This is a genomic window from Salinicola sp. CR57, assembly GCF_003206585.1.
Taxonomy (GTDB): domain Bacteria; phylum Pseudomonadota; class Gammaproteobacteria; order Pseudomonadales; family Halomonadaceae; genus Salinicola; species Salinicola lusitanus.
This window is the reverse complement of sequence record NZ_PZJL01000006.1, coordinates 13,311-39,760: the sequence shown is the minus strand read 5'-3', so window position 1 is coordinate 39,760 and position 26,450 is coordinate 13,311. Positions and strand designations below refer to the sequence as shown.

Here is a 26,450-nt window from a genome sequence, read left to right as displayed (position 1 = left end):
TCACCCTAGGCTGAGAGCTTCGCTCGAAACCCATGGAGACTGGCAATGGCAACGGTCAATAACAACAACGCGACCGCTTCGGCCTCGACCGAGGTCGATCTGGCCACCCTACGCAAGGTGATCGCGGCATCGGCGATCGGCAATTTCGTCGAGTGGTTCGACTTCGCCGTCTACGGCTTTCTGGCCGTAGTCATCGCGCAGCATTTCTTCCCCCCCGGCGACGATTCACTGGCACTGCTGCAGACATTCGCGGTATTCGCGGTCTCGTTTGCGCTACGTCCGCTGGGCGGCATCTTCTTCGGCATGCTCGGCGACAGGATCGGACGCAAGCGTATCCTCTCCGTCACCGTGCTGCTGATGGCCGGCGCCACCACCCTGATCGGGGTATTGCCGACCTACGCCAGCGTCGGGCTGTTCGCCCCATTGGCGCTGGCACTGGCCCGCTGCGTCCAGGGTTTCTCAGCCGGCGGCGAATATGCCGGCGCCTGCGCCTTCGTGATGGAACACGCGCCGCGCACCCGCAAGGCCCGCTACGGCAGCTTCGTGCCGGTCTCGACCTTTCTCGCTTTCGCTACCGCGGCGGCGCTCACCTACGCCATCAGTGCCCTGCTGTCCGAGCAGGCCCTCAACGCCTGGGGCTGGCGCGTCCCCTTTCTGATCGCGGCGCCGCTGGGGCTGGTGGGACTCTACATGCGCCTGCGCCTGGATGAATCCCCCGCCTTCCAGGCCCTGAAAGCCCATCATGCCGTGCCGCAGGCACCGCTGAAGGAGACCGTCCGCACCCACGGCGCCACCATCGTCAGCCTCAGCGCCTTCATCTCGGTGACGGCGCTGTCGTTCTACATGTTCACGACCTACTTCACGACCTACATGCAGGTGGTCGGTGACGCCTCCCGCACCGTCGCACTGCTGGCCAGCCTCGTCGCGCTGCTGTTTGCCGCGGCGCTGTGTCCGTTCGTCGGGCGCTACGCCGATCGGGTCGGACGTCGCAGGACGATCCTGACCGCCGGGGCGTGCCTTATTGGCGCGGTCTTCCCCGCCTACACCCTGGCCGGCAGTGGCGAATGGTGGGCGTCGCTGATCGGGGCGATGCTGATGGCGGTGGGCGCGGTGATCTGCGGCGTGGTGACGGCGGTGCTGCTGTCGGAGCAGTTCCCGACGCGCGTTCGATATACCGCCTCGGCGCTCTGCTACAACGTCTCCTACACGATCTTCGGCGGTACCGCGCCGCTGGTGGCAACCTGGTTGATCGAGCGCACCGGCAACAACCTGTCGCCCGCGTTCTATCTCATCGCGATTACGCTACTGGCGATGTGGGGCGGGCTGCGCCTGCCGGAATCCTCGCACCGGGCGCTGGACGCCGACGAGGCCGAATGGCAGCGAACCCCCAAGCCGGACGCGCAACCCGCCCTCTAGACCTCTCGCTCGCAAGCGCGCGCTCACGGCTGGCGGGCATAGACTCTTGCCCGCCAGTCAGCCACTTCATAATCCGTATCGAAGTGGCAGCCTCCATCGTAGACACTGGCTTCCCGCGTCTCGCAGTAGCGGGCGATCGCCTCGGGAGTGGGCTTGCGGTCGCGCTCCACCCAGCGGTCCAGCGCCTCCAGTGCGGCGGCGTACTGTGGCGTCGAGAGCTTGCTGTGCACCGCTTCGTCGGTGTAGATCTGGACCAGGCTGTCGGCGGTCCCGCTAGCCTCGCGTGCCCGCCGATAGAGCCACTCGTTCTCCACGAAGATGATCGGATCGTCGATCGCGTGCATGGTCACCGTGGGAATATCGGTCATCCCGGTGAGCCCGGCATCCTCGCCCAGCTTCTCGACCGCCCGGGCATCCTCGTCGAACCGGGAGATTCCCGCGTTGAGCGCATCGTCGTTGCTGGAGCCGCGGTAGCGCACGCCGCGGTTCGAAAACGGGCTTGCCCCGTCGAGCCGCTGCTCGACCATGTCCTGGAACAGGAACGTCGACCAACGCATGTGCGCCTTCAGCGTGCTCGGCGGGATCCGCACGACATCGACGATATTGTTCAGCGTCTGCTGCTGAACGAGGGTACGCTGCTCGGCCGGCAGCCCGGCGCCGGTGCACGCGTCGACCCGGGCATTGAGCGCTTCCGGGGTCATGTCGCTGCCTTCCGGCAATCCCTCCCACAAGGGATATTGCCGTTCTCCGGGATAGGGATGATTGGCGCAGTAGTACTGGTAGACTGCCCGCAGGTCGGCGCGGAACTGGTAGGCCTGGGTGCCGCCGCCCAGCACGCCGCTGGTCAGCAAGGCTCCATCGTAACGGTGCCGGCCCGCCTCATCCGTGCCGTAGAGCTCCATCGCCTTGGCGGCGACGTTGCCTCCCCACGACTGCCCGTGAAGGTAGATACGATCGGGCTGACCAAAGCGCTCGACGAAAAGCTGGCGCAGGTAATCGGTATCCTCGGCCGCCATTCGCACGCCGTAGCCACCCCGCCGGTAGCTGGAGCCGGCCCAGGCATAACCCTCCCGGACCATGACGTCGTACTGGCGTAGATCGATATCGAGCGGATCGTCGGGCCGGGGCGCATTGGGTCGCGGACCGCCATGGCTGTGTAGCACCAGCTTGTGGTTCCAGCGGTCGGGGATCGCGATCCAGTAATAGGCACCATGGGTATCCTTGCCGGTAAAGCAGCGCGTCGCCTCGGGCAACCAGCCAGGGCAGTCGGCGTTCGCCATGGATTCAGCGTCCCGGGCCAACTCATCGGCCTGCAGGGGGCCGCAAGCCCCGGCCAACAGGCTTACCGTCAGCAGGCCCCGCTGCCACTTGAGTAGTGACTTCGGCACGATCCGGCCTCTCGTCGATTTCAGCGTCGAATGCCGTTACGACTCATGCCGATGCCGAATGTTCCCCGGCCCCCCGGTTTCGCGCCAGCCGTACGGCGATGCCCCTTCCCTTACGGCTGCCGCTGATCGGAGTCGGACTGGGCGGCCACCGAATCACGCTGGAAGTAGCGGTGGCCGCAGGCGTGGCAGGCATCCAGCCGTGACACCTGGTCGAGCAGGACCACCGCGCCACAGTGGACGCAGCTCATGCGTCCCGGTAGCGCCACCTCGCCGGCCGTGTAGTCGGCGCGGGCTGCTTCGAGGTCGTCGTCGAAGCGCTCCCGGTCGATGGTGGTGCGATCGGCGATCGAGAACAGCGCCTCGCTGACCCGCCGCGACAACACGTCGAGATCGATGCCCAGCCAGGTGGCGACACCTTCGCCGCCCTTGGCGAGGAACTGGCGGAAGTCGCGCATGTCGCGCTCGACCCAGGCCCGGAGCAGCGCCATCTCGTCCTTGGTGAACTCCTCGAATTCGGACTCGAACGCCACCGCCTCGTCGAGCTCGTGCTGGAAGCTCTCCCAGGAGAGCTCCCCTCCGCCATCCTTGAGGCGAGTCAGGATACGTTCGTAGGCCTCACTGAGACGCGAACGTGATTCGGGTCGTGGCTGTTGCTCATCCATGGCTATCCCCTTCTCTGGCGTTGGCGGAGTTCGATGTCAGTCGAACGCCGTGCTGCGTGCTGCAGAACCTCGTTGCGAGCGCCTCGCCCCCAGACCCTACCTGCAACAGCGGGTCTGGGGTATGCTTGTGGGCCTGAAAAATCAAGCCGGCCCCGCGCTTTTCGTCTGCGATGAGTATAGCTTTTCGCGGGGACTCTGGCGCTCCCACACGCCGAACGCAAGGTGCCTGACCGAACCGATGGACGCACAGTACAACCCGCAAGCGATCGAAAACGCCGCCCAGCAATACTGGAACCAGCATCAGAGCTTCAAGGCCGTCGAGGATTCGGCGCGTGAGAAGTTCTACTGCCTGTCGATGTTCCCTTATCCCAGCGGCAAGCTACACATGGGCCATGTGCGCAACTACACCATCGGCGACGTGGTGACCCGCTTCCAGCGCATGCAGGGCAAGAACGTGCTGCAGCCGATGGGCTGGGACGCTTTCGGCATGCCCGCCGAGAATGCGGCGATCAAGAACCGCGTCGCGCCGGGCAAGTGGACCTACGAGAACATCGACTACATGCGCGGCCAGCTCAAGGCGCTCGGCTTCGCCTACGACTGGAACCGCGAGTTCGCCACCTGCGACGTCGACTACTACCGCTGGGAGCAGTGGTTCTTCGCCAAGCTGGTGGAGAAAGGCGTCGTCTACAAGAAGATGTCCACGGTCAACTGGGATCCGGTCGACCAGACCGTGCTCGCCAACGAGCAGGTGATCGACGGCCGCGGCTGGCGCTCCGGCGCTCGGGTCGAGCGCAAGGAGATACCGCTGTGGTTCTTGAAGATCACCGACTACGCCGATGAACTGCTGGCCGATCTCGACGAGGTCGAGTGGCCCGAGCAGGTCAAGACCATGCAGCGCAACTGGATCGGCAGATCCCGCGGCGTCGAGCTCTCCTTCGACGTCGACGGCCTCGACCAGCACCTGGATGTCTACACCACGCGCCCCGATACCCTGTTTGGTGTGACTTACGTCGCCGTCGCCGCCGGCCATCCGCTGGCCAAGCTGGCCGCCGGGGGCGATCCGGCCATGGCCGAGTTTCTGCTCGAGTGCCAGCAGGGCGGCAACTCCGAAGCCGAGCTGGCGACCATGGAGAAGCGCGGCCGCGACACCGGTTTCCAGGCCATTCATCCGCTGACCGGGCGCCGCGTGCCGATCTTCGTCGCCAACTTCGTGCTGATGGAGTACGGCACCGGCGCCGTCATGGCCGTGCCCGCCCACGACCAGCGCGACTGGGAGTTCGCCACCAAGTACGCGCTGCCGATCGAGCCCGTCATCGCCGACGCCGAAGGACAGGCACCGGATCTTTCCGCCGTCGCCTTCGTCGAGCACGGCAAACTGATCAACTCCGGCGAGTTCGATGGGCTCGACTTCGAAGCCGCGTTCGATGCCATCGCGGCCAGGCTGGAATCGCTGGGCCGTGGCAAGACCAAGATCAACTACCGCCTGCGTGACTGGGGCGTCGCCCGCCAGCGCTACTGGGGGGCGCCGATTCCGGTCAAGTACGGCCCCGAGGGGCAGACCGTGCCGCTGACCGACGACGAATTGCCGGTGGCGCTGCCGCTGGAAGTCGAGGTCGACGCCTCCGGCTCTCCGCTGAAGAAGATGCCGGCATTCTACGATCTCGGGGACGGCTGGACGCGGGAAACCGATACCTTCGACACCTTCATGGAGTCGTCCTGGTACTACGCCCGCTTCTGCTGCGCCGACAACCCGGAAGCGATGCTCGACGAGCGTGCCGACTACTGGCTGCCGGTGGATCTCTACATCGGCGGTATCGAACACGCGATCCTGCACCTGCTCTACGCCCGCTTCTTCCACAAGCTGATGCGCGACGAGGGGCTGGTCCACAGCGACGAGCCGTTCCAGCGCCTGCTGACCCAGGGGATGGTGATCGCCGAGACCTTCTATCGCGACACCGCGAATGGCGGCAAGGAGTGGTTCAACCCGGCAGACGTCGAGGTCGAGCGTGACGACAAGGGCCGGCCGATCCGGGCCAGGTTGCCCAGCGACGGCGAGCCGGTCGAGATGGGCGGCATCGAGAAGATGTCCAAGTCGAAGAACAACGGCGTCGATCCGCAAGCGATGATCGACCGTTTCGGCGCCGATACCGTGCGCCTGTTCATGATGTTCGCCGCCCCGCCGGAACAATCCCTGGAGTGGTCGGATTCCGGCGTCGAGGGGGCGCACCGTTTCCTCAAGCGGCTGTGGAAACTGGTCGCCGATCACGTGGCGACCGGAACGCCGGAGCCGCTGGAAATCGGCAAGCTGAACGACACCCAGAAGGACCTGCGTCGCAAGACCCACGAGACCATCGCCAAGGCCGGGGATGACATCGGCCGCCGGACCACCTTCAATACCGCCATCGCCGCGGTGATGGAGCTGACCAACGCGCTGGGGCGTTTCGACGACACTTCGCCACAGGGCCTCGCCGTCACCCGCGAAGCCATCGAAGCCTGCGTGTTGCTGCTGGCGCCGATCGCACCGCATGCCTGTCATGCCTTGTGGCTATCACTGGGGCACCAGGAGCCGGTCATCGACGCGGCCTGGCCGAAGGTGGACGCGGACGCTCTGGTCAAGGCCAGCGTGGAGCTGGTGGTACAGGTCAACGGCAAGCTCCGGGCGCGTCTCGACGTGCCTGCCGACGCCGACAAGGCTCGCGTGGAGTCCATGGCCCTGGCCGAGGAGAACGTCCAGCGTCATATCGAAGGCAAGACCGTACGCAAGGTGATCGTCGTCCCCGGTAAACTGGTCAATATCGTTGCCAACTGAAGTGTCGCCGGCTGCTATTCCGATAGCGTCGGCTGCCCCGCGGGGCGACACTAGGCCCTATCCGGCACTGCGAAGGCAGTGCCGCCATGTAAACAGGAGCTTTTCATGATGCGTCGCACCGCTCTGGCCGGCCTGATGGCCGTATCGCTGACCGTACTGGCCGGCTGCGGCTTCCAGCTCCGCGGACTGCATCAGCCGGCCCTGGGTATCCAGGAGCTGAGCCTCAACGCCAACATCTCCCCGTTCAGCGAGGAAGTCCGCCGCTCGCTCGAGAGCGCTGGCACGCGGGTTGTCGAGAATGCCGACCTGCGCCTCAACCTCGGCGACGAGAGGATCGGCGAGAACCGACTGACGCGATCCGATTCCGGCAGCCGGGAGACCTCGATCACCCTGACCGCCCCGTTCTCGGTACAGCGCGTCTCGGACAGCGCCTACCTGCTCAATCAGCAGCAGCTCGAAGTGTCGACGACGGTACTGCTATCCACCGATGACATCTATTCCGGGGAGGAGGCGCGCACCGATGCCATCGAGCAGTTGCGACGCGACGCGGCCACTCAGTTGATCGACCGGCTGGACGCACTCGAGATACCATGAAGGTCTTTCCCGACAAGCTGGAAGAGTCGCTTAACAAGCGCCTGCCGCCGGTGGTGATGATCGCCGGAGACGAACCGCTGATACACCTCGAGGCGTGCGATGCCGTGCGCCGAGTCGCCCGCGAGCGAGGCGTCGAGGAGCGCGAAGTCATGCACGTCGAGTCCGGCTTCCAGTGGACGCAGTTGCTGGAGTCCGCATCCAGTCTCTCGCTGTTCGCCTCGAGCAAGCTGATCGAACTTCGACTCGGAGGACAGTCCCCCGGTCAGGAAGGCGGCAAGGCGCTCGAGGCCTACGCCGAGCAGGCCGGCGACAGCGACAACATACTGCTGCTCTCCAGTCAGCGACTTGATCGCAAGGCGCAGTCGAGCAAGTGGTTCAAGACGCTCGACAAGCTGGGGCTTTTCGTTCCGGTGTGGCCGGTGGATCATCAGCGCCTGGGGTTCTGGATGCGTGACCGGGCCAACCGCTATGGCTTCACGATGGACATGGAGGCGGCCCGCCTGCTCGGCGAGCGCACCGAAGGCAACCTCCTTGCCGCCGACCAGGAGCTGCAGAAACTGGCATTGCTGCTGCCCCCCAATGCCCGTCTCGATGCCGCCGCCATCGCCAATGGGGTGGAGAGTAGCGCGCGTTACGACGTCTTCACGCTCTCCGACGCCTGCCTGAAGGGCGATCGCGATCGAGTCGTGCGGATCGTCCGCGGGCTGCGTCAGGAAGGGATCGAGGCGCCCGTCATACTATGGGCGCTGACACGAGAGCTGAGGATTCTGCTGTCGATCTTCCAGCACCTGGATCAGGGCCAGAGCCTGGAGCACGCCTGCAAGGCTCAACGACCGATGATTCCCGAGAAGCGCCGTCCCGGCTATCAGCAGGCACTCAAACGGCTGCCGCAACGACGCCTGCACAAATTGCTGCTGTTCTCCCAGCGTATCGACCTGGCCATCAAGGGTGCCATTGCGCTCCCCATCTGGGACTGTCTCCAGGATCTAGCCCTCACCCTGTCCGGCGGTCGCGGCATTCTGGCCGAGATGCCCCACGCCTATCGGCCCGGCTAGCCACCGCAGGCCGGGCGAGTGCCCGGCCTGTCGGCGTCCCGGGGAGCGCGTCAGGCAACACCCACCGTATCCGGGTGGTCGACACCGGCCACGGCGACGTCGTCGCTGGAGACGAACCCTTCGAACTCCATGGTCTGCATCAGGCTCGAATCGTCCTCGCTCGCCATCCTCGTAGCCATGGGGGAAGCGGTCGCCACCGTGTTCTCCGGGGTCAGCGTGAATGACTGCAGGTTCATGGCGCCCCCATTGAAGGTCAGCCGGAGCGTCTGCTCGCCGGCCGCCAGATCCAGTTCGATGCCGTTGTTGGCCTGATAGTTGCTCCATCCGCCGGTGTTGGTCACGGCATGGGGGGCGGCACTGGTATAGGTGGCGCCGTCCTGCTCGACGCTGGCCGTGACGGTGCGGCCGTTGGACATCGTGGCAGCCGCGAACGAGAGCTGATAAGTCCCCGCAGCGGCGACGTCGATGGTGTACTCCACCCACTCGCCGTCGGCGATCCAGCCGATCGAGTTGCCGTTGTCGCGCAGGTCGACGCCCTCGTTCCTGGCGTTGACGCCCAACTGCTCCTCGCTGCTGTCGTGGTAGGCAACCTCGGCGCCGCCATCATCGTAGAGCCCGGCGTTCAGGGTCAGCCCATCCTCGACGGCCCACGGCGTTCCCGACGCGTTGAAGGCAGACTGGGCGGCGGGCGCGAGGCTGAACGACTCCAGGTTCTGTGAGCCACCATTGAACGTCAGTCGCAGCGTCTGGGTACCGGCTTCCAGCGCCACCTGCTGGCTGTCGGTCGGGGCGAAGGTGTTCCAGCCCCCCGTGAAGTCGACACCGATGGTAGCGACCTCGTAGACGCCGGCACCGTTGTCGAAGGTGGCCGTGATCGATCGTGCCGCGCCGGTCTGGGCCCCCAGTGCCGAGAGGAAAGAGAGATCGTAGACGCCGGCCTGGTCCACTTCCAGCGTGTATTCGACCCACTCCCCATTCTCGATCCAGCCGATGGCATCGCCATTGCCGCGAATGTCCACCCCGCCTTCGCGGAAATTGGTCCCCATCTGGACCTCGCTGGAATCTTCGTAGGTCAGATGAGGCGCGCCCTCGTCGAACAGCGCCGCATCCAGCGTGAGCCCGTCCTGATCGACGGCCCATGGCGTACCGGTCTCGTTGAAGGGGGTTCGGGTTGCCGGCTGAATGCCCTCGATCAGGAAGACGTTGTCGTTATAGTCATAGTTGATACCGGTGTAATCCATGGCCACGAAATAGGTGTTGGCGATGGCGTTACCCGCGGTGTCGTAGGCCTGGAACACGCGCACGGTGTAGCCACGCTCGATGCCGGCATCCTCCGCCGGCGGCGTGCCGCCACCGGATGGGTTGAGCGACGGATCGGTCGAGAGGTTGGCGACCGAGATACCGAAGATGTCGTCGCCGGCCCAGCCATCGGGGATCCGGCCCCGATTGAAAGTCGCCGTCGCGTAGTCGCCATTGGCAACTTGCGGCAGGAACGACTGGCTGTAGAGGCTATCGTGATTGCTCAGCGCGGTCCGGGCCGACTTGTCGCCAGGCGCGTGCAGCGCCAGCAGCGCCCCGCTGTACCCGTGCAATGCCGCCAGTTGGGTGACCGTTGCCGATTCCACACCGTCGGCGATCTGCCAGTAGCGAGAGAGCACTTCCTGGTCGTTGACGGCCTGATAGAGATCGAAATTCTGCAATACCGACTGACCGCCGCCATCCAGCGTCGACAGTCCATCGATGTGATTGCCGAAACCGAACACTCTCCAGATCTCGTTGAGGTTGGGCTCCCAGCCACCTTCGTCCCGTGCGGCCCAGAAACCGGCCAGCTGTATCTCGGTCACCGGCTGGTCGACGTCGTCCGAGGCAATGGTCATCACGCCTTCGAACACGCCGTCGGCAGCGTTGCTGGCCGGTGGCGTGTAGGCGGCGCGATTGAAGAGCACGCCCACTTCGACGGATTGTCCCGGTGCCAGTCGGAGATCGTCCAGCGCATCCGCGTCCGCCAGCATGAAGGGACCACTCAGCGTCACGCTGCCGATCGACAGCTCGCCGGTGCCGTTGTTGGTGATGATGACCGAGCCACTGTCCTTGTATTCGCGGGGTACCGGCGAAGAACTGGTGGCATCGTTGTCCTCGAGATAGTTGAAGGCGATGCGGTCGCTGAAGAAGGCGGGGTCGGTGCTGACCACACTGATCTCGCCATTGCCGGCATTGGCCAGCGGCTCGTCGGGCACCTCCAGCGAATCGATGTCCGGCCCGACGCCGTTGGGGGCGATCACCGTGATCGAGTTGCTGCCTTGCGCCAGGTTGATCTCGACCGTCTGATAGACCCAATCGCTCACCGTCTGGCTCTCCGCGGGGAAGTTGACGGTCGGATAGTTGACGCCATTGACCGTCAATCCCAAGGGACGGTCGGCTTTACCGGTGGTCAGCGAGTATCGGAAAGCCACCTCGTAGATACCGCTCTGGTCGACATCCACGTTCCAGGTGATGCTCTGGTCACCGCTGCCGACGAAGTCCACGAAACCGGAGCCGGATGCATCGCGGTCCGTCTGGGTCTCGGGCACGACGATGGCGCCGCCCTGCAGCACTGCCGTCTCGGCCTCGTAGACCGCGTACCCGGGGGTCGTGTCCTCGATCAGGACTTCCAGTTGATCGATGTTGGGGCCGGTATTGGTGATCGCCTGCAAGCGGACCGAGTTGGCACCAGCCAGCAGTTCGGCCGGAATGTCCAGCGTCTGCCAGGTATTCCAGGCCGCGTTGCCGCTGACGCCGACCGGCGGCGCGAAGGCGAAGATCCCCACGCTCTCGTCATTGACGAAGACTTCCAGTGGCCGGTTTCCCGTTCCGCCGTTGGCGTAGCGCACCCTGAGCACGGCATCGCCAGCGTCGGCGGCACTCACATCGACGTTGAAGGTGATGAAATCGGCCGTGGTCGAACCGAAATCGGCGTAGCCGCCCACGGTGCCGTCGCTATAGTCGGTATTGCCGTCCATCCCGAAGGCGCCCGGCCGGATGCCGTAGGGTGGGTTGGTGGGAGTGGGTTCCGGCGTGTCTCCATCACGAATCACGATCTGGGCACCGGCGCCGGAGGCGATGACGGCCAGGGAGTCGTCCTCGGCCTGAATGGTGGCAATAGTAGTCAATTCGACATCTCCTTCACCGGGATCAATGATATCGCCAGGCACTGGATCCAGGCGCACGACCTGGCTCTCACCCGTGCTGCGATTGAGGGTCATGAGGTAGAGCTGGCCGGTCAGCGGGTTCTCGATGATGTCCAGCGGATCGACATACTTGATGACATTGCCGTTCACGTCCCGTAGCACGTTGTCGCTCGACACGTTGCCGTTCTCATCCAGCGAGATCCATCGAATGTCGTCGCCCCCGGAGTACTCTACGAAGAGCAGGCTGCCATCGAGCGTTGCGCCAAACACATTGCTGGTGTACTCGATCGCCCCGTTGGGCGAGCGATTGGTACCCAAGGAGTAGGCGTCGTCGAGTCGGTAATTGCTGTCGGGGTTCGTGCCGACGACGTACTCGTCCGTCTCGTTGGGATCAGTGCCGGCGGTCGGGTTACCGCCGTTGAGGATGTACTCATCGTGCAGCGGATTGGGGTGCCCGTAGTATCCGCCCTGCTCCACGCGGAACAGCCAATCGTCCTCGATACCGACGTTGATCAGCCCCTCGTTGTAGGCGGTAGAGGGATCGTCCGGCGTGGTGCCACCGGCGGCGGAGCCATTGGTCGGCGCATACAGGTTGCCGTTCGAGTGCCAGACCAGGTCGTAGGCATTGCGGATGCCGGTCGCATAGATCTTGAGCACGGCGTCCGAAGCGAACGGATCGTAATAGTCGATCAGTACGTTGCCATTGGCGTCCTGCATCGTCGCGGTACCGTTCTCGGCGAAGACCAGGAACTGGCCGCCCCCCATATCGATGGGGCCGTTCTTGAGGTCGCCGTCGTCGTCGTCGTAGCGGGTGTTGGAGCCGTCCGTCGGCAGCGGCTCGGTCGATACGTCGAAGCCCCCCGCCGGTGCATCACGATAGGGGTCTATCTCGAGTATGCCCGCGTTCAGCAGCCGCTCCGGACGATTCCCCCAAGCGCTATCATCGCCCCCCATGGCGGTATTGGCCCCTTGCGAGACATACATCAGATAAGGCGGCACATCGGGGTTGGTCACCGCATCGAACGCCGGGTTGGCATGGAACACCAGGCTGTTGGTGACATGATCCCCGTTGGAGCGCGGCAGTCCGGTGATATAGGTTTCCGCCGAACCGGAGAACGTCGCGTCGGTGTCGTCGATCGTGATCTTGCTGACTCGCCCGCTGAAGTCCGGCACGCCGTTGTCGCGCCCGGTCAGCGGGATGGGATAGTTGTCGGTCACCCACAGCACGTTGGGATCGGTGGGATCGAAGCTCAGGCCGACGATGCCGCGGGCGCCGGCGTCCGTCTGGAAATAGTCCAGCGCCAGGGTCTGTTCGTTGGAGAGCCCGCCGGTGATGGGGTCGACGTCGAATCGCTTGACCTCGCCGCCCAGCGTCGAGACGTAGATCTTGCTGTAGTCGGGAGACATGGTAATGGAGCTGAACAGATAGGCGCCGTCTTCGGCACCGTTCAGTTCGACGTTCGTATCGAAGCCTACCTCGCTGTCCTGGACGACAGGTTCGGCGCCGGTGACGAAGGTCGTGGTGAACTTCTGGAACTCCCGCGTCGGGGCGCTGGGATCCTCGTTGTCGCCGCGATCCTGGAAGCCATCGATCACCAGCGTGTAGCTGGTGTACTCGTCCAGCGCCTCCACCGGCGAGATGGTCAGCGAGTCGAAGCCGCCAGTGGTGTTGATGTTGAAGGCCACCGCCTCACCGGTCACGGTGTTGAAGAGCTTCACCGAACCGTCATTGAGACTCTCCAGCAGTGCACCGCCGCGCCCTTCCACGACCGAGATACCGATGAAGAAGTCGGAGGTGGGGTCGATACCGACCGGCAGGGTGCCATCGTCGGCCTGGAGATGAACCTCCACCTGCTGCTGCCCGACCCCGGCCACCGCTCTGGGATCGGTGAAGAAGGCATAGTCCGCCGGGGCTTCACGATCGTCGCCGGGCGTCAGATCCGGCAGGGACTGAATCTCGATGTACTGGATCTCGGTGTTGTCGCTGCCGACACCGATCGAATCCAGGGTCAGACGGCCATCGGTCACCTGAACGATCCGCGTGACCAGGCTGGAGCGATAGCCGTCGCTGTCGTTGGTCGGATCTCCGTCCGCCGGGAAGCCGTCCGGTCGCATCGAGGCGAAGGGCGTGTTGAACGCTTCGCCCTCGGCATTGATGAGGTTGACGCTGTCGTAGGCGCCACCGCTGTCGCCGATGGAGATCGTGACCTCGTAGTAACCATCTTCCAGTTCGATCTCCCAGCCGGCGGCCTGGCTATATCCGGGTTTGTCGAAGCCGGCATAGGTCGCCTGCAGCGGGTCGACCCCGGGCAGCGTGCCGACACGGTTGCCGAGGGCATCGGCATCCTGCCCGGCGATCGCCATCGGCGTCGTGCCGTTGGCGGTCCCGTCGGCGATCGATGCCGCGGTTACCCAACCGTACTGAAACGTCTGTCCGTTGACCTGCAAGGCCTGCTGCCCGAAGGCCTGCCCGGTATCGGCGATGTAGCCATCCGGTGTTGCCGCCCCACTGGGCTGGAAGTTGATCTTGACCTCGAACCGGTCTCCCGGCTCCGGAACCGGATCGCCGCTGTCGGGCAGCGTATGAATCGACAGGTTGTCGATGTTGGGCCCAAGATTGCCGATGTTGGCGAGCCGAACCAGATTGTCTCCCGCACCGAGTTCGATCTGGACCGTGGTCTCCGTCCAGTTCTCCCAGCCCGCGCTACTGAGTCCCGTTGACGGAAAAGCGATGGTGCCCTGCAAATCGCCATCGACCGATAGCGCCATCGGCCTGTCGTTCGCACCGCTTGCCGCGTAGCGAATCGTCAGCAGGTAAGTACCCGCACTGGCGACATTGACCGTGAACGATCCTGCATCGCCGGTCTGGCCGCCCATGTCCAGATAACCGGTTCCGGTAAAATCCCCCCAGAGCCGGTCGGCCCCGCCACCTGTCGGCTCGGGGTTGCTGGCATCGCGTACCACGGTATCGGCGGCCGATGAACCGTCGTCGATCGTCAATGCCTCACCTTCGATCGAGAACACCAGTGTGGGATCCGCCGGGAGCGCTTCGACATAGTCAAAGCTGATCTGATCGATATTGGGGCCATTGGCTACGCCACCCTGCGCTACCGACGGTAGCGTCAAGGTCAGCGTGTTGTCTGACTGCGAGAGAGGTACCGATAGGCTGACCTCGCTCCAGCTGGACCAGGAACCGGTCGGCGGAAACGACACCAGGGTCGGCTCCGCACCATTGACCGATACCAGCAGCGGGCGATCCCCCGTGCCGCCGTTGACGTAACGAATGGTGGCGTTATAGACGCCGACCTCATCCGGCTCGACATGAAAGGTGACCGCGTCCCCGGCGTCGGTGCCAAAATCGACATAGCCCCCACCCAGGGCCCCCGCTCCCACATTGCCGAGCGCATCGGGGTGCTCGCTATCCACCACTCGTGTCAGTGAGCTGCTGCTGGTGGAGCCACTGTCGACGATGGAAACCCGTTCCGTATCTTCAGCCTGGATGATCAGTGACGCCGGTGCATCGTCCCCGGCTATCGCCGTGAGCGTCAGGCTATCGATATTGGGCCCACCCCCCACCAGGTTCTGCAGGCGGATGACATTGGCCCCGCTCTCCAGACTCAGGGTCAGCGTGGCGTGCTGCCAGTTTTCCCACCCCGCGACGCCCGAGCCGGTAGAGGGAAACGTCAAGTTCCCCTGCGCGACGCCATCGACGAGCACCGACATCGGACGCGAGGCGCCGCTGGCACTGCTGCCGGCATACCGGACATCCAGCTCGTAGGTACCGGCCGTCTCGACCTGCACCTCGAACTGGGCGGCATCCCCTATCTGTCCCCCCATGTCGAGATAGCCCGGGCCGCTCGACCCGTTCCATAATCCATCGGGCCCGGCGGCGGCCGTGGTTTCGGGGTTGGCTGGGTCACGAATCACGGTATCGGCGACCGAAGTGCCATCGTCGGGTATCAGCGACTCACCCTGCAAGGTAAAGACGTTGCCCGACCACCCCTGCTCGTTGACGATCTCGATATCCGTCGACTGCTCGCTACCGGCCAGCAACTGACCGTCGATGTCCTGGGCATCCAGCATCAGATTGGTCAGCCCCCGCTCCAGGTCCGAGGGCAGGAGGAACCGGTAGGGGCTCTCGGTGGCCATCAATTCCAGTGGAGTGCCCGTGGAGTCGGTTATCGTCAGCGAGACGGCCGCGACGTCGCTGGCATCGAAGCTGCTGCTGCCGATGGGCGTCGCCTCGAGCCAGTGGTCCTCGCCAAGGAGAGCGCGAGTCACGGCCGCACCCTGCCCCAACGACTCGACGATAGCTCCGGTCTGGGCATCGATGATGGATAACGTGAACATGTATAGAGCCCCTACGCGTTGTGATGGTGGTTATGTGACGAGCCTCGGATGACCGGAGCTCGCCAGGCGCGTGCAGACACGATGCCGGCGTCCCGTCAATTGACTGACGGGAAGTTCCTGTCGTGGTTGATATGAATAACGAGACTCAGGACCAAAGTCTTATCGGTCGCAAGCTATCGTTTCTCGCTGTCCGCGCAAAGTTGAAACTTCTCAAACTCCGGAAACGAGTTTGACGAGAAAGACGTGGCATTTTCACTGGCGACGGTCTATTTCCAGCGCACTTTCATCGACTTGCCAATTTCTCGCCTGCCGCCCTATAACAGTGGAAATTACAAAAATTTTCAACAACCAGAAATATCAGAAAAAGGTATTAAATCCAGACGCCAGCCTGTCATGAAAAATGCGCAGCCCCCGCCGGTTAACATTTCCATTTTTATTGATCCATATTTTAAAGAATACGTGAAAAAGCCAGATAGGGAACCAATAACTAACTGAAACAAATACATAAAACTAGAAAAAAACGGACCAGAAACCAAATTTAACCGGGAGACGCCGGCCGAGACCGCGCTTGTAAACTTGTTCACAATTTCCGCATGCTAAAAGTGACAGGACCTTTCGATGCCACTTTCCAAATTGACGTTACAAGAGACAACACCGTGGCCCAACCCGACGACAAGACCGATCTTCAAAAGGCACTCTCCAATAGTCGCCGCGCCTTTCTTTACATCTTATTGTTCAGCATGTTCATCAACTTGCTGATGCTCGCCCCGTCGATTTATATGCTGCAGGTCTATGATCGAGTCATCACGACGCGTAGTCCCGAAACCCTGCTGATGTTGACGCTGGTCGTGGTGTTTCTGTTCGTCGTGATGGGCTCGCTGGACCTGGTGCGCTCGCGCATCCTGGTACGCGTTGGCAACCGGCTCGACATGCAGATCAATGAACGTCTTTATCAGGCTACGTTCAAGAGAGCCCTGCTGGTGCCGGGCAAGCCCTCGGCCCAGCCGTTCAACGACCTGACGACGCTACGCCAGTTCCTGAGCGGGAACGGGTTGTTCGCGTTCTTCGACGCGCCCTGGATACCGGTCTATATCGCCATTCTGACACTCTTCCATCCGTGGTTCGGCATCTTTGCCGCCGTCGCCGCCGGCATCTTGCTGGCCCTGGCCTGGATCAACGAGAAGAGCACCCAGTCACTGTTGAACGAAGCCAATCGCGAACACGTGCAGTCCCAGGATCTGGCCCAAAGCAACCTGCGCAACGCCGAGGTGCTCCAAGCCATGGGAATGCTCCCCCACCTCCTCGCCCGCTGGCGGGAAAAGCACCACGACTATCTCGTCAACCAATCACGCGCCAGTGATCGGGCCGGTGTCCTCAGCAACGTGTCGAAGACGCTGCGGGTCCTGTTCCAATCGCTGATTCTGGGGCTGGGCGCCTTGCTGGTGATCGAGGGCAGCCTGACCGGCGGCATGATGATCGCCGGCTCCATCCTGATGGGCCGGGCCCTGGCGCCCATCGACCAGATGATCGGCGGCTGGAAAGGCTTCGTCGCGGCACGCACGGCACACGCCAGACTCCAGGCGCTACTCGTCGCGGTGCCAGCCGACCCCCAGCGCATGCCGCTGCCGCCTCCTGTCGGGCGGCTCGCGCTCGAAGCGGTGACAGCCGCCCCGCCCGGCGACACGCTACCGACGCTGTGGGAGCTCAGCCTGACGGTCAACCCTGGCGAGCACATCGCCATCGTCGGGCCCAGCGCCGCCGGGAAATCGACGCTGGCCCGCGTCATGCTGGGCGTCTGGCCGGTTCAGAGCGGCTGCGTCAGGATCGGGGGGACCGACATCGGTCAATGGCCGCGAGAACGGCTGGGGCCATTCGTCGGTTATCTGCCGCAGGACGTGGAGCTGTTCGACGGCAGCATCAGCGAGAATATCGCGCGCTTCGGTGACATCGACCCGACACGCGTCATCGAGGCAGCGCAGAAGGCCGGCGTGCACGACATGATCCTTCGCCAGTCGGCGGGATACGACACCCAGATCAGCGGCAGCGGCGGTGTGCTCTCCGGCGGGCAGCGCCAACGCCTTGGTCTGGCCCGCGCTCTGTACGGCAACCCGGTTATGGTCGTGCTCGACGAGCCCGATGCCAATCTCGACGCCAGTGGCGAGCGTGCGCTGCTGCACTGCCTGCGCCAACTGAAGTCCCAGGGCACCACGCTATTCATCATCAGCCACGCGCCGGCCATTCTCGATCATGTCGATCGTGTGCTCGTCCTCCAGGAGGGCCGCATGGTCTCCTGCGCCCCATCGCGAAAACCGGTGGCGAAAGCCCCGGACGCCCAGCAGGCGGGCAGCGCCGCCGTCCACTCGATCCGGATGCGCGCCCGCGGCAACGCCGGCGACGCTCCTTCTCTCCCGCCCCTGTCACCGGAGCCGCCGACGCCATGACGCCAGCCTCTTCCACACCGATCTCGCTCGGCGCCCCCAAGGCCCAGTTGCCGACCCATGACGATGCCAGCCGCCGATGGGGTCTGGGAATCCTGGTGTTCGCGCTTGGCGGCTTTGTGCTCTGGTCGCTGACCGCCGACCTCGCGGTTGCCGTCGTGGCACCAGGGTCGGTTGCCGTCGAGACCTCGACCAAGAAGGTGCAACACTTCGAGGGCGGCATCGTCAAGCGCATCCTGGTCGCGGATGGCGATCACGTCAGCGCCGGCGATCCCTTGATCGTGCTCGACGATACCCAGCCGCTGGCCAAACTCTCCATCGCCGAATCGGAGTACCGCATTGCCCTGGCCAGCGAGGTCCGACTGCTGGCCGAGCAGAGCGATCGCGACACCATGACGTTCCCCGACGCCCTGCTAGGCGACGTCTCTCCTCGCGTCCAGGCGGTGGTCGATGTCCAGAAACGACTGTTCCAGGTTCGTCGCCAGTCGCTGAAGGATGCGCTCTCCGCGCTCGACGAAAAGGCCCATCAGATGCAGGAGCAGATTGCCGGACTCGAGCGGTTGCGGCAGGTGAACCAATCCAAGATCAACTCGCTGTCCGGGGAAGCCGCCGACTACCGGACACTGTTCAAGGAGGGGCTGGGGGACAATCAGCGCCTGCGCGAACTCGAGCGTCAGGTGCTCCAGTACCAAGGGGAAAACGCACAGCACAGTGCCGAGGTGGCGCAGCTGCGCTCGCAGATCAGCGAGAACGGCTTCCAGAAGGAGATTCGCCTGCAGGACTACCACCAGAGCGTGGGCGAGGATCTCAAGGACGTACAGTCCCAGGTCACGGATGCCGAGGAGCGGGTAACCGCCCTGCGCGACCAGGTGCAGCGGACCGCCATCGTGGCCCCTGTCTCGGGCACCGTCGTCGGCCTGCAGGTTCACACCCAGGGCGCGGTCATTCGCTCCGGCGATACGATCCTGGAGGTGGTCCCGGCCAACGAAGCGTTCGTCGTCGAAGCGAGAATTCCCGATCGCGACATCGACAATGTCCACGCCGGCCAGCCCGCCGAGATTCGATTCAGCGCCTTCAACCAGCGTCTCTCGAACGTCATCGAGGGCGAAGTGAGCCATGTCTCGGCGGATAGCTTCGAAGACGAGGCAACGCGGACGCACTACTACAAGGCACGCATCAGAGTGACCGACGTGGGGCATGCCAAGATGACCTCTTCGATGCAGTTGCTGGCCGGCATGCCGGCGGAAGTGATGCTGAAGACAGGGGATCGCACCTTTGCCAGCTACATGTTCAAACCGTTCAGCGACATGCTGGCAAGAGCGATGCGAGAAGAGTGATGTCATCCATACGACCCTGGATCCTGGCCGGATGCCTCGCCGCTCTGGCCACGCCGACACATGCCCAGCCACTGGAGACCACGCCGTCGACCGGCGCTTCGGCCGCCACCGTCCCGACGCCGCTACCGTCGCTGCCGCGACTCGTCGCCCTGGCGCTGAGCTACGACAGCGGCCTGCAGAGCCAGCGTCTGGACAGCCAGTCGGTGGCGCAGGAGGTGCCGATGGCGGAGGCCGGGCTGCGCCCGCGACTCGACGCCACGGCCGCCTATCGCTACACGGATGCCGACAACATCTATACCGAAAACCCTGACGACTATCCGGACGAAGTCTACGACGACCGCGTGGCCGGCAAGACCCGGGATACCAGTTGGGAACTGCGCATGACACAGCCGCTGTTCAGTCTCGAGCGCTGGCGCCGGGTCGGCAAGGCCCGCGCGCAGATGGACGCCGCGACGCTGCAGGTAGCCGTCGCCGAGAGGGACCTGGCGGTCAAGGTCATCGAGACCTATCTCGAGGCCTATCAGGCATCGCGCAAGCTGGGGCTGCTGATCGCGCAGCGGGAATCGCTGGTGCTTCAGCAGCGTCAGGCGCAGCGTGCCTACGACCTGGGTATCGGCGACCGTATCAACCTGCTGGAGTCCCAGTCGCGCCTGGATCAGGCCGTTGCCGACCAGACCTCCGCGGAGAACGACCTGGCCAATGCGTCGAGCGATCTCGAACGCCTGACGGGCACGCCACTGGTATTCGATCCGGTGCTGATCGAGACGCCGGAGAACCTCTCCATCGCTCCGGAGTCGATGCCCCTGGAGGGCTGGCTGGCGCTGACCGGCGACAACCCCCAGGTCCAGCTGGCCGCCGAGCGTCAGCGCGTCGCCAGAATCGACACCGACGTGCGTCGCGCCTCTCGCTATCCCGAGCTCAACCTGGTGGTCGGCTACAGCGATGTCGATAGTAACGATGCGCTGCGAACCAGCAGCGACTTGACCGCCAGCGTGGAGATGAACCTGGCGCTCTACCAGGGCGGATATACGACCGCCAGCATTCGCCAGGGGGAACTGACGGCGCTTGCCGGTACGGCATCGATGGAGAACGAGAGCCGCCTGGCCAAGCAGGAAGTCCGCAAACGCCTGAGAAGCATGCAAGGCGACCTGCGCCAGATCGAGGCCCTGCAACGCTCGGTGGAATCGGGCAGCCTGTTCCTGCAGGCGGCGATCCGAGGCGAGTCGCTGGGCCTGAGGGACCTGGTCGACGTACTCGATGCGCGCTCCTCGCTCTACGATCTGCGCATCCGCCTGGTCGAGACGCTATGTCTCTATCTCAAGGATCGTACCTATCTCGATGCAGCCGTCGGCCGACTCGATACATCGACCTTGGCGGATGTCGCCGGCATCCTCGGCCGCGTCGAGGAGGGCAACCCTCCCGCCACCACAGCGCCGGCCAGTGGCTGATGTGCGCCATCGACGTCATTTGGCCGTGGCGGCCGGCGTTCACGTCCATCGTCATGACGACTACGATGCGAAATTCTCGGCAGAGTGCTGGGCGCATGGCACTGTCACGCTCGACGATGGCCGGGTGCTGTCCAGCGAGCCCTGCGAGGCTCGTGGCAATCCCACCAATCCCCTCAGCGACACCGAAATCGGGACCAGGTATCGCCAGTTGACGGAGCAGGTGCTCGGCAAGCAGTGGATCCGCTTCTCGATATCGTGATGACACTGGAACAACGGCCGGCAAGCGATCTGCTACCTTGGTTAGGAGCGACGGAGTAGCGTCGCATGTCGGATCCGATCGAGAGGATGGTGATGAATCTGCCGCTATGGTGCCTGCTGATAACCGCCCTGCTGCCGTTCTGGCTGGCCTTCTGGGGCAGCGCTGTCAGACGGCGTGAATTTGGGCAGATTGACAACCACCACCCGCGCCAGCAGTACGCGCGGATCGAAGGCAAAGGCGCCCGTCTGTGGGCCGCACAGCAGAATGCCTGGGAAGCCCTGGCCCTGTTCACCGCCGCCATCGTGGCCGCCACGACGGTGGGGGGTGGCGGCTGGTTGGTGGACGTCGCCTGCATCGTTTTCGTATTGGCCCGGATCGGCCACGGCCTGTGCTACGCACTGGATCTTTCCACCCTGCGTTCGGCAATCTTCGTGGTGGGTTTTCTCGCGATTCTCGGCCTGTTCGCCATTGCACTGTTCTAGGGTCCGCCCCCGACAAGGGAGCACTCGCGATCATGAGTGGAGGCAAAAGCGCATGAGCTACACCCAGGCTTCAAGTTCTCGCTGAATGCGCCGATACGGTCTCCATTACGCCGCGGGATTGCATTTCGCCATTCAGCGCGATCGAGATCTCAATTCATGCCCATCGATGACGATCCACAGAGTGACCAACTCCCCGATGCCGGAAAAACGATCGGAGAGACACCGAAGACCTCGGTAACGACGGAACGCGCGATGACCGGGAACGAGACTCATCGTCGCTGGCTGCTGGAGGCGATGACAGCCGCTCGGACCTCCTACTGGCGCTGGTCCTCTCCCGATAGTGGCTTCCTGTGTGGCACGGCCGTGGGCGATACCGTCGAAGCGCACGAGCAGATGCGGATCGACTGGTGGTCGCTGTTGAAGACAATGCCATCGACCGAACGTCGCCGTGTGGTCACGCTCTGGCGGCGCATCAACGGCGGAGAGCAGGATGAGATCGACCTGCTGATACGCCCCGACACCCGCCAGCCCAAGACCTGGTGGCATGTCCGCGGCGCGGTGGTCGCCAGAGACGAAGAGGCCGCGCCACTCATCGCCACCGGCACCTGGGAAATCATCGACGACACTCACGACCACCGGGCACGAAGCAGTGTGAGAGCTCACGCCTTCGCAGCGTCACGTGATCCGATGCTGGTGGTGGACGAGCGCTGGCGCATCCTGGAAACCAACGACGCCTTCATCGAGCTAGGCGGTCGACCGACAGGCGAGATACAAGGCCAGGCGCTGCAGCGCTACATCGAGGCCGAGGTCCTGCGAGCCGATCCGGCGGCAATCGCGGGAAGCGACCGGGCCCAGCATCACGAAGGGCTCTTTCATGTCGATGGAGAGCCCCCTGTCCCCGTCGAGCTGACACTCAGCCATTTCACGCTGGATGATACCGGGCAGACCCACTACATCGCCGCCCTGCGAGATATTTCGGCCCGCAAGCGATCCGAGCGAGAGCTGGAGCATCTCGCCAGAATCGACACGCTGACCCAGCTTCCCAATCGGGCGACGCTTCAGCAAACCCTGAATCGGCGCCTGCTCCAGCTCGCCCCGGGGCATAGCCTGGCCTTGCTCTTCGTCGATCTCGACGGTTTCAAGCACATCAATGATTCGCTGGGCCACCAGTCGGGTGACACCCTGCTGAAGATCATGGTCAAGCGCCTGCGTGCCACGCTACGGAGCAAGGATCTGGTCGCACGCTGGGGCGGCGATGAATTCGTGGTGGTGATCGATGTGGGCAGCGATGGGCAACTGGCCGACAAGATCGCCAGGCGACTGCTCGAGGCGCTGGCTCATCCCATGGTCATCAGCGGGCACCAGATCAGTGTCACCGCCAGCATCGGGATCGTCCATGCGCCTCAAAACGGTCGCGATGGCGAGACCCTCCTCAAGCATGCGGACGTCGCCATGTACGCCGCCAAGGACCGGGGCAAGAACGCCATCGTTGCCTATCACCAGGAGTTGAAGCATCACAATCTGGAGCAGATATCGATGCTCTCGCGCCTGCGCGATGCGATCGCCAAGGATTCGCTAGACTTCGTCGTTCAGCCCAAATTCGACAGTGACAGCCGCGTGATCGGCGCTGAGCTGCTGGCACGCTGGACCACCGATGAGTATGGCCAGGTACCACCCAGCGTGTTCGTGCCATTGGCGGAACATAACGGCATGGCGTCATCGCTGGGGAATCTGGCGATCGAGAGAGCTGCCCAGTACGCTGCGCTTCTCGCCGCGACCGGCAACCCCTTGCCAGTCGCGGTCAACATTTCTGCGCTGCATGTCATGGATGACGATTTGGCGGCCACCCTACGGCGTGCCTGCCAGCGCCACCGGATCACCACCGATCAGATCGAGTTGGAAGTGACGGAGTCCGTCTTCCTGGAGAACACGCGGGCACCGGAAGCCAGGATCGAGCACCTCAGGCGCCAGGGTTTTCGGGTGGCAATGGATGACTTCGGCGCAGGCTACTCTTCGCTGGGCTATCTCAGGCGACTTCCCTTCGACACCATCAAGATCGATCGCAGTTTCATGCATGACCTGGAGACGGACCAGCGTTCACGCCATCTACTGGCGGGCATCGTCGGCCTGTGCAACCTGCTCGGAATGGAAACCGTCGCCGAGGGTGTGGAGACCGAGCAGCAGTGGCAACTGCTGCAGACGCTGGGGGTCAAGCAGTACCAGGGCTACTTCCTGGGCCGCCCGATGGACATGGACCAACTGATCGCGCGCCTGGCGGAGCGGCCGTGACACGAGACACTGCCGCCCCGCTCCGATCTGGCCCACGCTGTTACCCGGCCAATAGCGCGTCGCTGAAAGCGATAGCGCAACGAGTCTTCCGGTGATACCCGTGTCGGTGATCAGCACCTCTTCCTCGAGCTTGACCCCGTCAGCTGCTCCCACTCCCCTGATGTCGCTCTCCACCGACGTCATGATGCCTGGCTCGGGGATACCGTCCTTAGAGAACCGGTCAAAGTCCATGTGGTGGGCGACCAGCGGGGTCTCGCCGTGGCTGCCCACGCCATGAATGATCGACGGATAGCGGCGATCCAGAAACCGTTTCGGAATTTTCCACGCCCGTTCGGCGATCTCGCGATAACTCATTCCCGGCTCGAGAATGTCCATGTTGTGATGGACCTGATCGTAAGCCATGCGATAGAGGCTGCGCTGATAGGCCGAGGGTTTCCCGGGGGCCGATGTGGAAGGTGCGCGAGTTCGGCGAAGCGTTCCACCCTGCCCTGATCGGCATCGTGACCCAGGCGGACTCGGTTCAGGAGGTCGAGCCGGTAGCCTCACGAGCAGCAGTGACGTAACGTATCGGGCTCCATTTGCCTCCGACGAACCTGCGACGACGCTCCCCATGTCAATGACGTTCAGCCTGATAGCCCCGGCATCGTTCACCCGTCCCGAGATACTGGACCAGGCCGAGGAAGCCTTGCGGCAGTTCGGTATCGAGGTGCGTTTTCCCGCCCAATTGCAGAAGCGACACCGCTACCTGGCCGGGGATGTCGACCACCGCCTCGAGACGCTCTACGCGGCCTACGCCGATCCCGACACCGACGCCGTATGGGCCGTTCGCGGCGGCTACGGCTGCGCGCATCTGGCCACCGAGATCGACTGGCGCCGGCTGGCGCCCAAGCCGTTGATCGGTTACTCCGACCTCAGTGTGCTGCTGGATCAGTGCCACCGCCATGGACTGCCGGCGATTCACGGCCCGGTCATGAAGGAGGGCGTGAAGCTCACATCCGATGACCCCGCCCTGCGTGCCGCGAGCCAACGCGATTTCAGCGCGCTGCTCGCGCTGCTCGAGGGCCGGCCTGCCGACGGCGTGGCGTTGACGCCCATCACGGCCACCGCTTCCGCCATCATCGAGGGGCCGCTGGTGGGTGGTAATCTCTCGACGCTGGCCAGCGTTGCCGGCACCCCCTTGGCGTTCCGGGCACCGCCTGGCGCCATCGTGATTCTGGAAGACGTCGGCGAGCCCTTCTACCGGCTCGAGCGTGACCTTTGGCAACTGGTTTACGCCGGCGCGCTGGATGAGGCGGCTGCCGTCTGTATCGGCACCTTCGAAGAGTGCGTGCCCTATGGGGACCTGAGAGTAGAGACGCTGTTCGACACCTGGCTGACTCCCCGTGGCCTGCCGCTCTACGCCGGCCTGCCCATCGGCCACGGCCGTGACAACCTGCCCTGGCGCTATGGGGCCACGGCCCGAATCGCCGATGGTCAACTGCAGTTTGGCGCCTGAACGGCGGGTAGCGGCCAAAGAAAAAAGCCGCCTCGCATAGGCGAGGCGGCCGTGGTCGATGGAGACCCTACCCGAATTCGACCCTATACGCGCTCGAAGACCGTGGCGACCCCCTGTCCCATGCCGATGCACATGGTGGCCAGCCCCAGCGTGGTGTCCTGCTGGCGCATCACGTTGAGCAAGGTGGTGCAGATACGTGCCCCGGAACAGCCCAGCGGGTGGCCCAGGGCGATGGCGCCACCATGCAGGTTGACGGCGTCGTCGAGCCGGTCGAGCAGTTCGAGATCCTTGAGTACCGGGATCGACTGGGCGGCGAAGGCCTCGTTGAGCTCGACCGTCTGAATATCGCCGATCTGGAGCCCGGCCGCCTTCAGCGCCTTCTGTGACGCCGGCACCGGGCCGTAACCCATGATCGAGGCATCGCATCCGGCGACGCCGGTCGATACCACCTTGGCAAGAGGCTTCAGCCCCAGCGACTTGGCCCGCTCGTAGCTCATCACCATCAGCGCCGAAGCGCCGACCGAGAGTGCGGACGACGTGCCCGCGGTGACGGTGCCGTTCCTGGGATCGAACGCCGGCTTGAGCGAAGCCATCTGCTCCAGCGTGGCGTCTTCTCGCACGACTTCGTCGTGCTTGATCAAGCTACGGAGACCCTGCGCATCGTGGCCTTCGATCGGCACGATCTCGTTGTCGAAATAGCCCAGGCGATTGGCCTCGCTGGCGCGCTGATGGGAGCGCAACCCGAACTGATCCTGCTGCTCGCGGGTGACACCGTGCATCTTGCCCAGCAGTTCGGCGGTCAATCCCATCATCATCGCCGCCTTGGCGGTCGTCTTGCTGGCCGCCGGATTGACGTCGACGCCATGGGTCATCGGCACGTGTTCCATGTGCTCGACGCCACCGATCAGATAGCAATCGCCCATGTCGGCACGGATATTGGCCACCGCGATATGCAGCGCGCTCATCGACGAGCCGCACAGGCGGTTGATGGTCTGCGCCGGCACCGAGCGGGGAATGCCGGTCAGGATGGCGGCATTGCGCGCGATGTTCATCGACTGCTCGAGGGTCTGGTTGACACACCCCCAGAGAATATCGTCGACGCCCGCGGGGTCGAGCTTGTCGTTGCGAGTGAACAGCGCCTGCATCACCGCGGCGGAGAGATTCTCGGCCCGCACGTGGCGGAAGGCGCCGTTCCTGGCTTTGGCCATGGGCGAGCGCACGGCATCGACCACCACGGCATCTCTAGCGTTCAAACTCATGA

16 protein-coding genes and 1 pseudogene are annotated in these 26,450 nt (G+C 63.9%); 12 read left to right on the top strand and 5 right to left on the bottom strand.

The window, feature by feature from the left end; all coding sequences use genetic code 11:
* Positions 1 to 45 precede the first annotated feature (45 nt).
* Positions 46 to 1,416: an MFS transporter gene (locus DOM56_RS10210; protein ID WP_110708683.1), complete on the top strand. Its 1,371-nt coding sequence runs from the start codon at positions 46 to 48 to the stop codon at positions 1,414 to 1,416.
* Between the two features lie 23 nt (positions 1,417 to 1,439).
* On the opposite strand, the gene DOM56_RS10205 is transcribed toward DOM56_RS10210, so the two are convergent.
* On the bottom strand, positions 1,440 to 2,804 hold the full coding sequence (locus DOM56_RS10205) for a hypothetical protein (protein ID WP_157958207.1): 1,365 nt from the start codon (positions 2,802 to 2,804) through the stop codon (positions 1,440 to 1,442).
* A 110-nt stretch (positions 2,805 to 2,914) separates the two neighbouring features.
* On the bottom strand, positions 2,915 to 3,466 hold the full coding sequence (locus DOM56_RS10200) for a zinc ribbon-containing protein (RefSeq protein WP_110708681.1): 552 nt from the start codon (positions 3,464 to 3,466) through the stop codon (positions 2,915 to 2,917).
* Positions 3,467 to 3,704: 238 nt separating this feature from the next.
* Between DOM56_RS10200 and leuS the strand changes: the two genes are divergently transcribed.
* From leuS to holA, 3 genes are all read left to right on the top strand, one after another.
* On the top strand, positions 3,705 to 6,275 hold the full coding sequence (gene leuS, locus DOM56_RS10195; protein WP_110708680.1) for a leucine--tRNA ligase: 2,571 nt from the start codon (positions 3,705 to 3,707) through the stop codon (positions 6,273 to 6,275).
* Between the two features lie 105 nt (positions 6,276 to 6,380).
* Positions 6,381 to 6,869 carry an LPS assembly lipoprotein LptE gene (gene lptE, locus DOM56_RS10190; RefSeq protein ID WP_110708679.1) on the top strand — a complete coding sequence of 163 codons (489 nt, stop codon included), beginning with the start codon at positions 6,381 to 6,383 and terminating at the stop codon, positions 6,867 to 6,869.
* Positions 6,866 to 7,924 carry a DNA polymerase III subunit delta gene (gene holA, locus DOM56_RS10185; protein ID WP_110708678.1) on the top strand — a complete coding sequence of 353 codons (1,059 nt, stop codon included), beginning with the start codon at positions 6,866 to 6,868 and terminating at the stop codon, positions 7,922 to 7,924. Before lptE ends, holA begins: the two co-directional genes overlap by 4 nt.
* Before the next feature lie 50 nt (positions 7,925 to 7,974).
* Here the strand turns inward: holA and DOM56_RS10180 are convergent, their stop codons facing one another.
* Positions 7,975 to 15,441 (bottom strand): carbohydrate-binding protein, encoded by a 7,467-nt coding sequence (locus DOM56_RS10180; RefSeq protein ID WP_110708677.1) that lies wholly within the window; start codon positions 15,439 to 15,441, stop codon positions 7,975 to 7,977.
* 243 nt (positions 15,442 to 15,684) lie between these two features.
* Here DOM56_RS10180 and DOM56_RS19680 point away from each other — a divergent pair, with 243 nt between their 5' ends.
* From DOM56_RS19680 to DOM56_RS10150, 7 genes are all read left to right on the top strand, one after another.
* Entirely contained in the window at positions 15,685 to 15,936 is a 252-nt protein-coding gene (locus tag DOM56_RS19680) for a hypothetical protein (RefSeq protein ID WP_157958206.1), read from the top strand.
* Between the two features lie 161 nt (positions 15,937 to 16,097).
* Entirely contained in the window at positions 16,098 to 17,882 is a 1,785-nt protein-coding gene (locus DOM56_RS10175; protein ID WP_110708676.1) for a type I secretion system permease/ATPase, read from the top strand.
* Complete coding sequence (locus tag DOM56_RS10170; RefSeq protein WP_110708675.1) at positions 17,879 to 19,216, top strand: HlyD family type I secretion periplasmic adaptor subunit; 1,338 nt, start codon at positions 17,879 to 17,881, stop codon at positions 19,214 to 19,216. The genes DOM56_RS10175 and DOM56_RS10170 overlap by 4 nt, the downstream gene beginning before the upstream one ends.
* Complete coding sequence (locus DOM56_RS10165; protein ID WP_110708674.1) at positions 19,216 to 20,664, top strand: TolC family protein; 1,449 nt, start codon at positions 19,216 to 19,218, stop codon at positions 20,662 to 20,664. Before DOM56_RS10170 ends, DOM56_RS10165 begins: the two co-directional genes overlap by 1 nt.
* 1 nt (position 20,665) lies before the next feature.
* Positions 20,666 to 20,923 (top strand): hypothetical protein, encoded by a 258-nt coding sequence (locus DOM56_RS10160; protein WP_157958205.1) that lies wholly within the window; start codon positions 20,666 to 20,668, stop codon positions 20,921 to 20,923.
* A 65-nt stretch (positions 20,924 to 20,988) separates the two neighbouring features.
* A complete protein-coding gene (locus DOM56_RS10155; RefSeq protein WP_110708672.1) occupies positions 20,989 to 21,405 on the top strand; it encodes an MAPEG family protein in 417 nt (138 codons plus the stop codon).
* Between the two features lie 252 nt (positions 21,406 to 21,657).
* Positions 21,658 to 23,694: an EAL domain-containing protein gene (locus tag DOM56_RS10150; protein WP_198655749.1), complete on the top strand. Its 2,037-nt coding sequence runs from the start codon at positions 21,658 to 21,660 to the stop codon at positions 23,692 to 23,694.
* 162 nt (positions 23,695 to 23,856) lie between these two features.
* Here the strand turns inward: DOM56_RS10150 and DOM56_RS19930 are convergent.
* Positions 23,857 to 24,096: pseudogene (locus DOM56_RS19930) on the bottom strand (aminopeptidase P family protein); the annotation flags it as partial.
* A 208-nt stretch (positions 24,097 to 24,304) separates the two neighbouring features.
* Between DOM56_RS19930 and DOM56_RS10140 the strand changes: the two are divergent.
* Positions 24,305 to 25,189 (top strand): LD-carboxypeptidase, encoded by an 885-nt coding sequence (locus DOM56_RS10140; protein WP_110708670.1) that lies wholly within the window; start codon positions 24,305 to 24,307, stop codon positions 25,187 to 25,189.
* Between the two features lie 83 nt (positions 25,190 to 25,272).
* On the opposite strand, the gene fadA is transcribed toward DOM56_RS10140, so the two are convergent.
* Complete coding sequence (gene fadA, locus DOM56_RS10135) at positions 25,273 to 26,448, bottom strand: acetyl-CoA C-acyltransferase FadA (protein ID WP_110708669.1); 1,176 nt, start codon at positions 26,446 to 26,448, stop codon at positions 25,273 to 25,275.
* Between the last annotated feature and the right edge of the window lie 2 nt (positions 26,449 to 26,450).

Coding starts and splice junctions, on each gene's coding strand:
- DOM56_RS10210 (WP_110708683.1), top strand. CDS start 46: ATGGCAACGGTCAATAACAACAACGCGACCGCTTCGGCCTCGACCGAG.
- DOM56_RS10200 (WP_110708681.1), bottom strand. CDS start 3,466: ATGGATGAGCAACAGCCACGACCCGAATCACGTTCGCGTCTCAGTGAG.
- leuS (WP_110708680.1), top strand. CDS start 3,705: ATGGACGCACAGTACAACCCGCAAGCGATCGAAAACGCCGCCCAGCAA.
- lptE (WP_110708679.1), top strand. CDS start 6,381: ATGATGCGTCGCACCGCTCTGGCCGGCCTGATGGCCGTATCGCTGACC.
- holA (WP_110708678.1), top strand. CDS start 6,866: ATGAAGGTCTTTCCCGACAAGCTGGAAGAGTCGCTTAACAAGCGCCTG.
- DOM56_RS10180 (WP_110708677.1), bottom strand. CDS start 15,441: ATGTTCACGTTATCCATCATCGATGCCCAGACCGGAGCTATCGTCGAG.
- DOM56_RS10170 (WP_110708675.1), top strand. CDS start 17,879: ATGACGCCAGCCTCTTCCACACCGATCTCGCTCGGCGCCCCCAAGGCC.
- DOM56_RS10165 (WP_110708674.1), top strand. CDS start 19,216: ATGTCATCCATACGACCCTGGATCCTGGCCGGATGCCTCGCCGCTCTG.
- DOM56_RS10155 (WP_110708672.1), top strand. CDS start 20,989: ATGTCGGATCCGATCGAGAGGATGGTGATGAATCTGCCGCTATGGTGC.
- DOM56_RS10150 (WP_198655749.1), top strand. CDS start 21,658: ATGACCGGGAACGAGACTCATCGTCGCTGGCTGCTGGAGGCGATGACA.
- DOM56_RS10140 (WP_110708670.1), top strand. CDS start 24,305: ATGTCAATGACGTTCAGCCTGATAGCCCCGGCATCGTTCACCCGTCCC.
- fadA (WP_110708669.1), bottom strand. CDS start 26,448: ATGAGTTTGAACGCTAGAGATGCCGTGGTGGTCGATGCCGTGCGCTCG.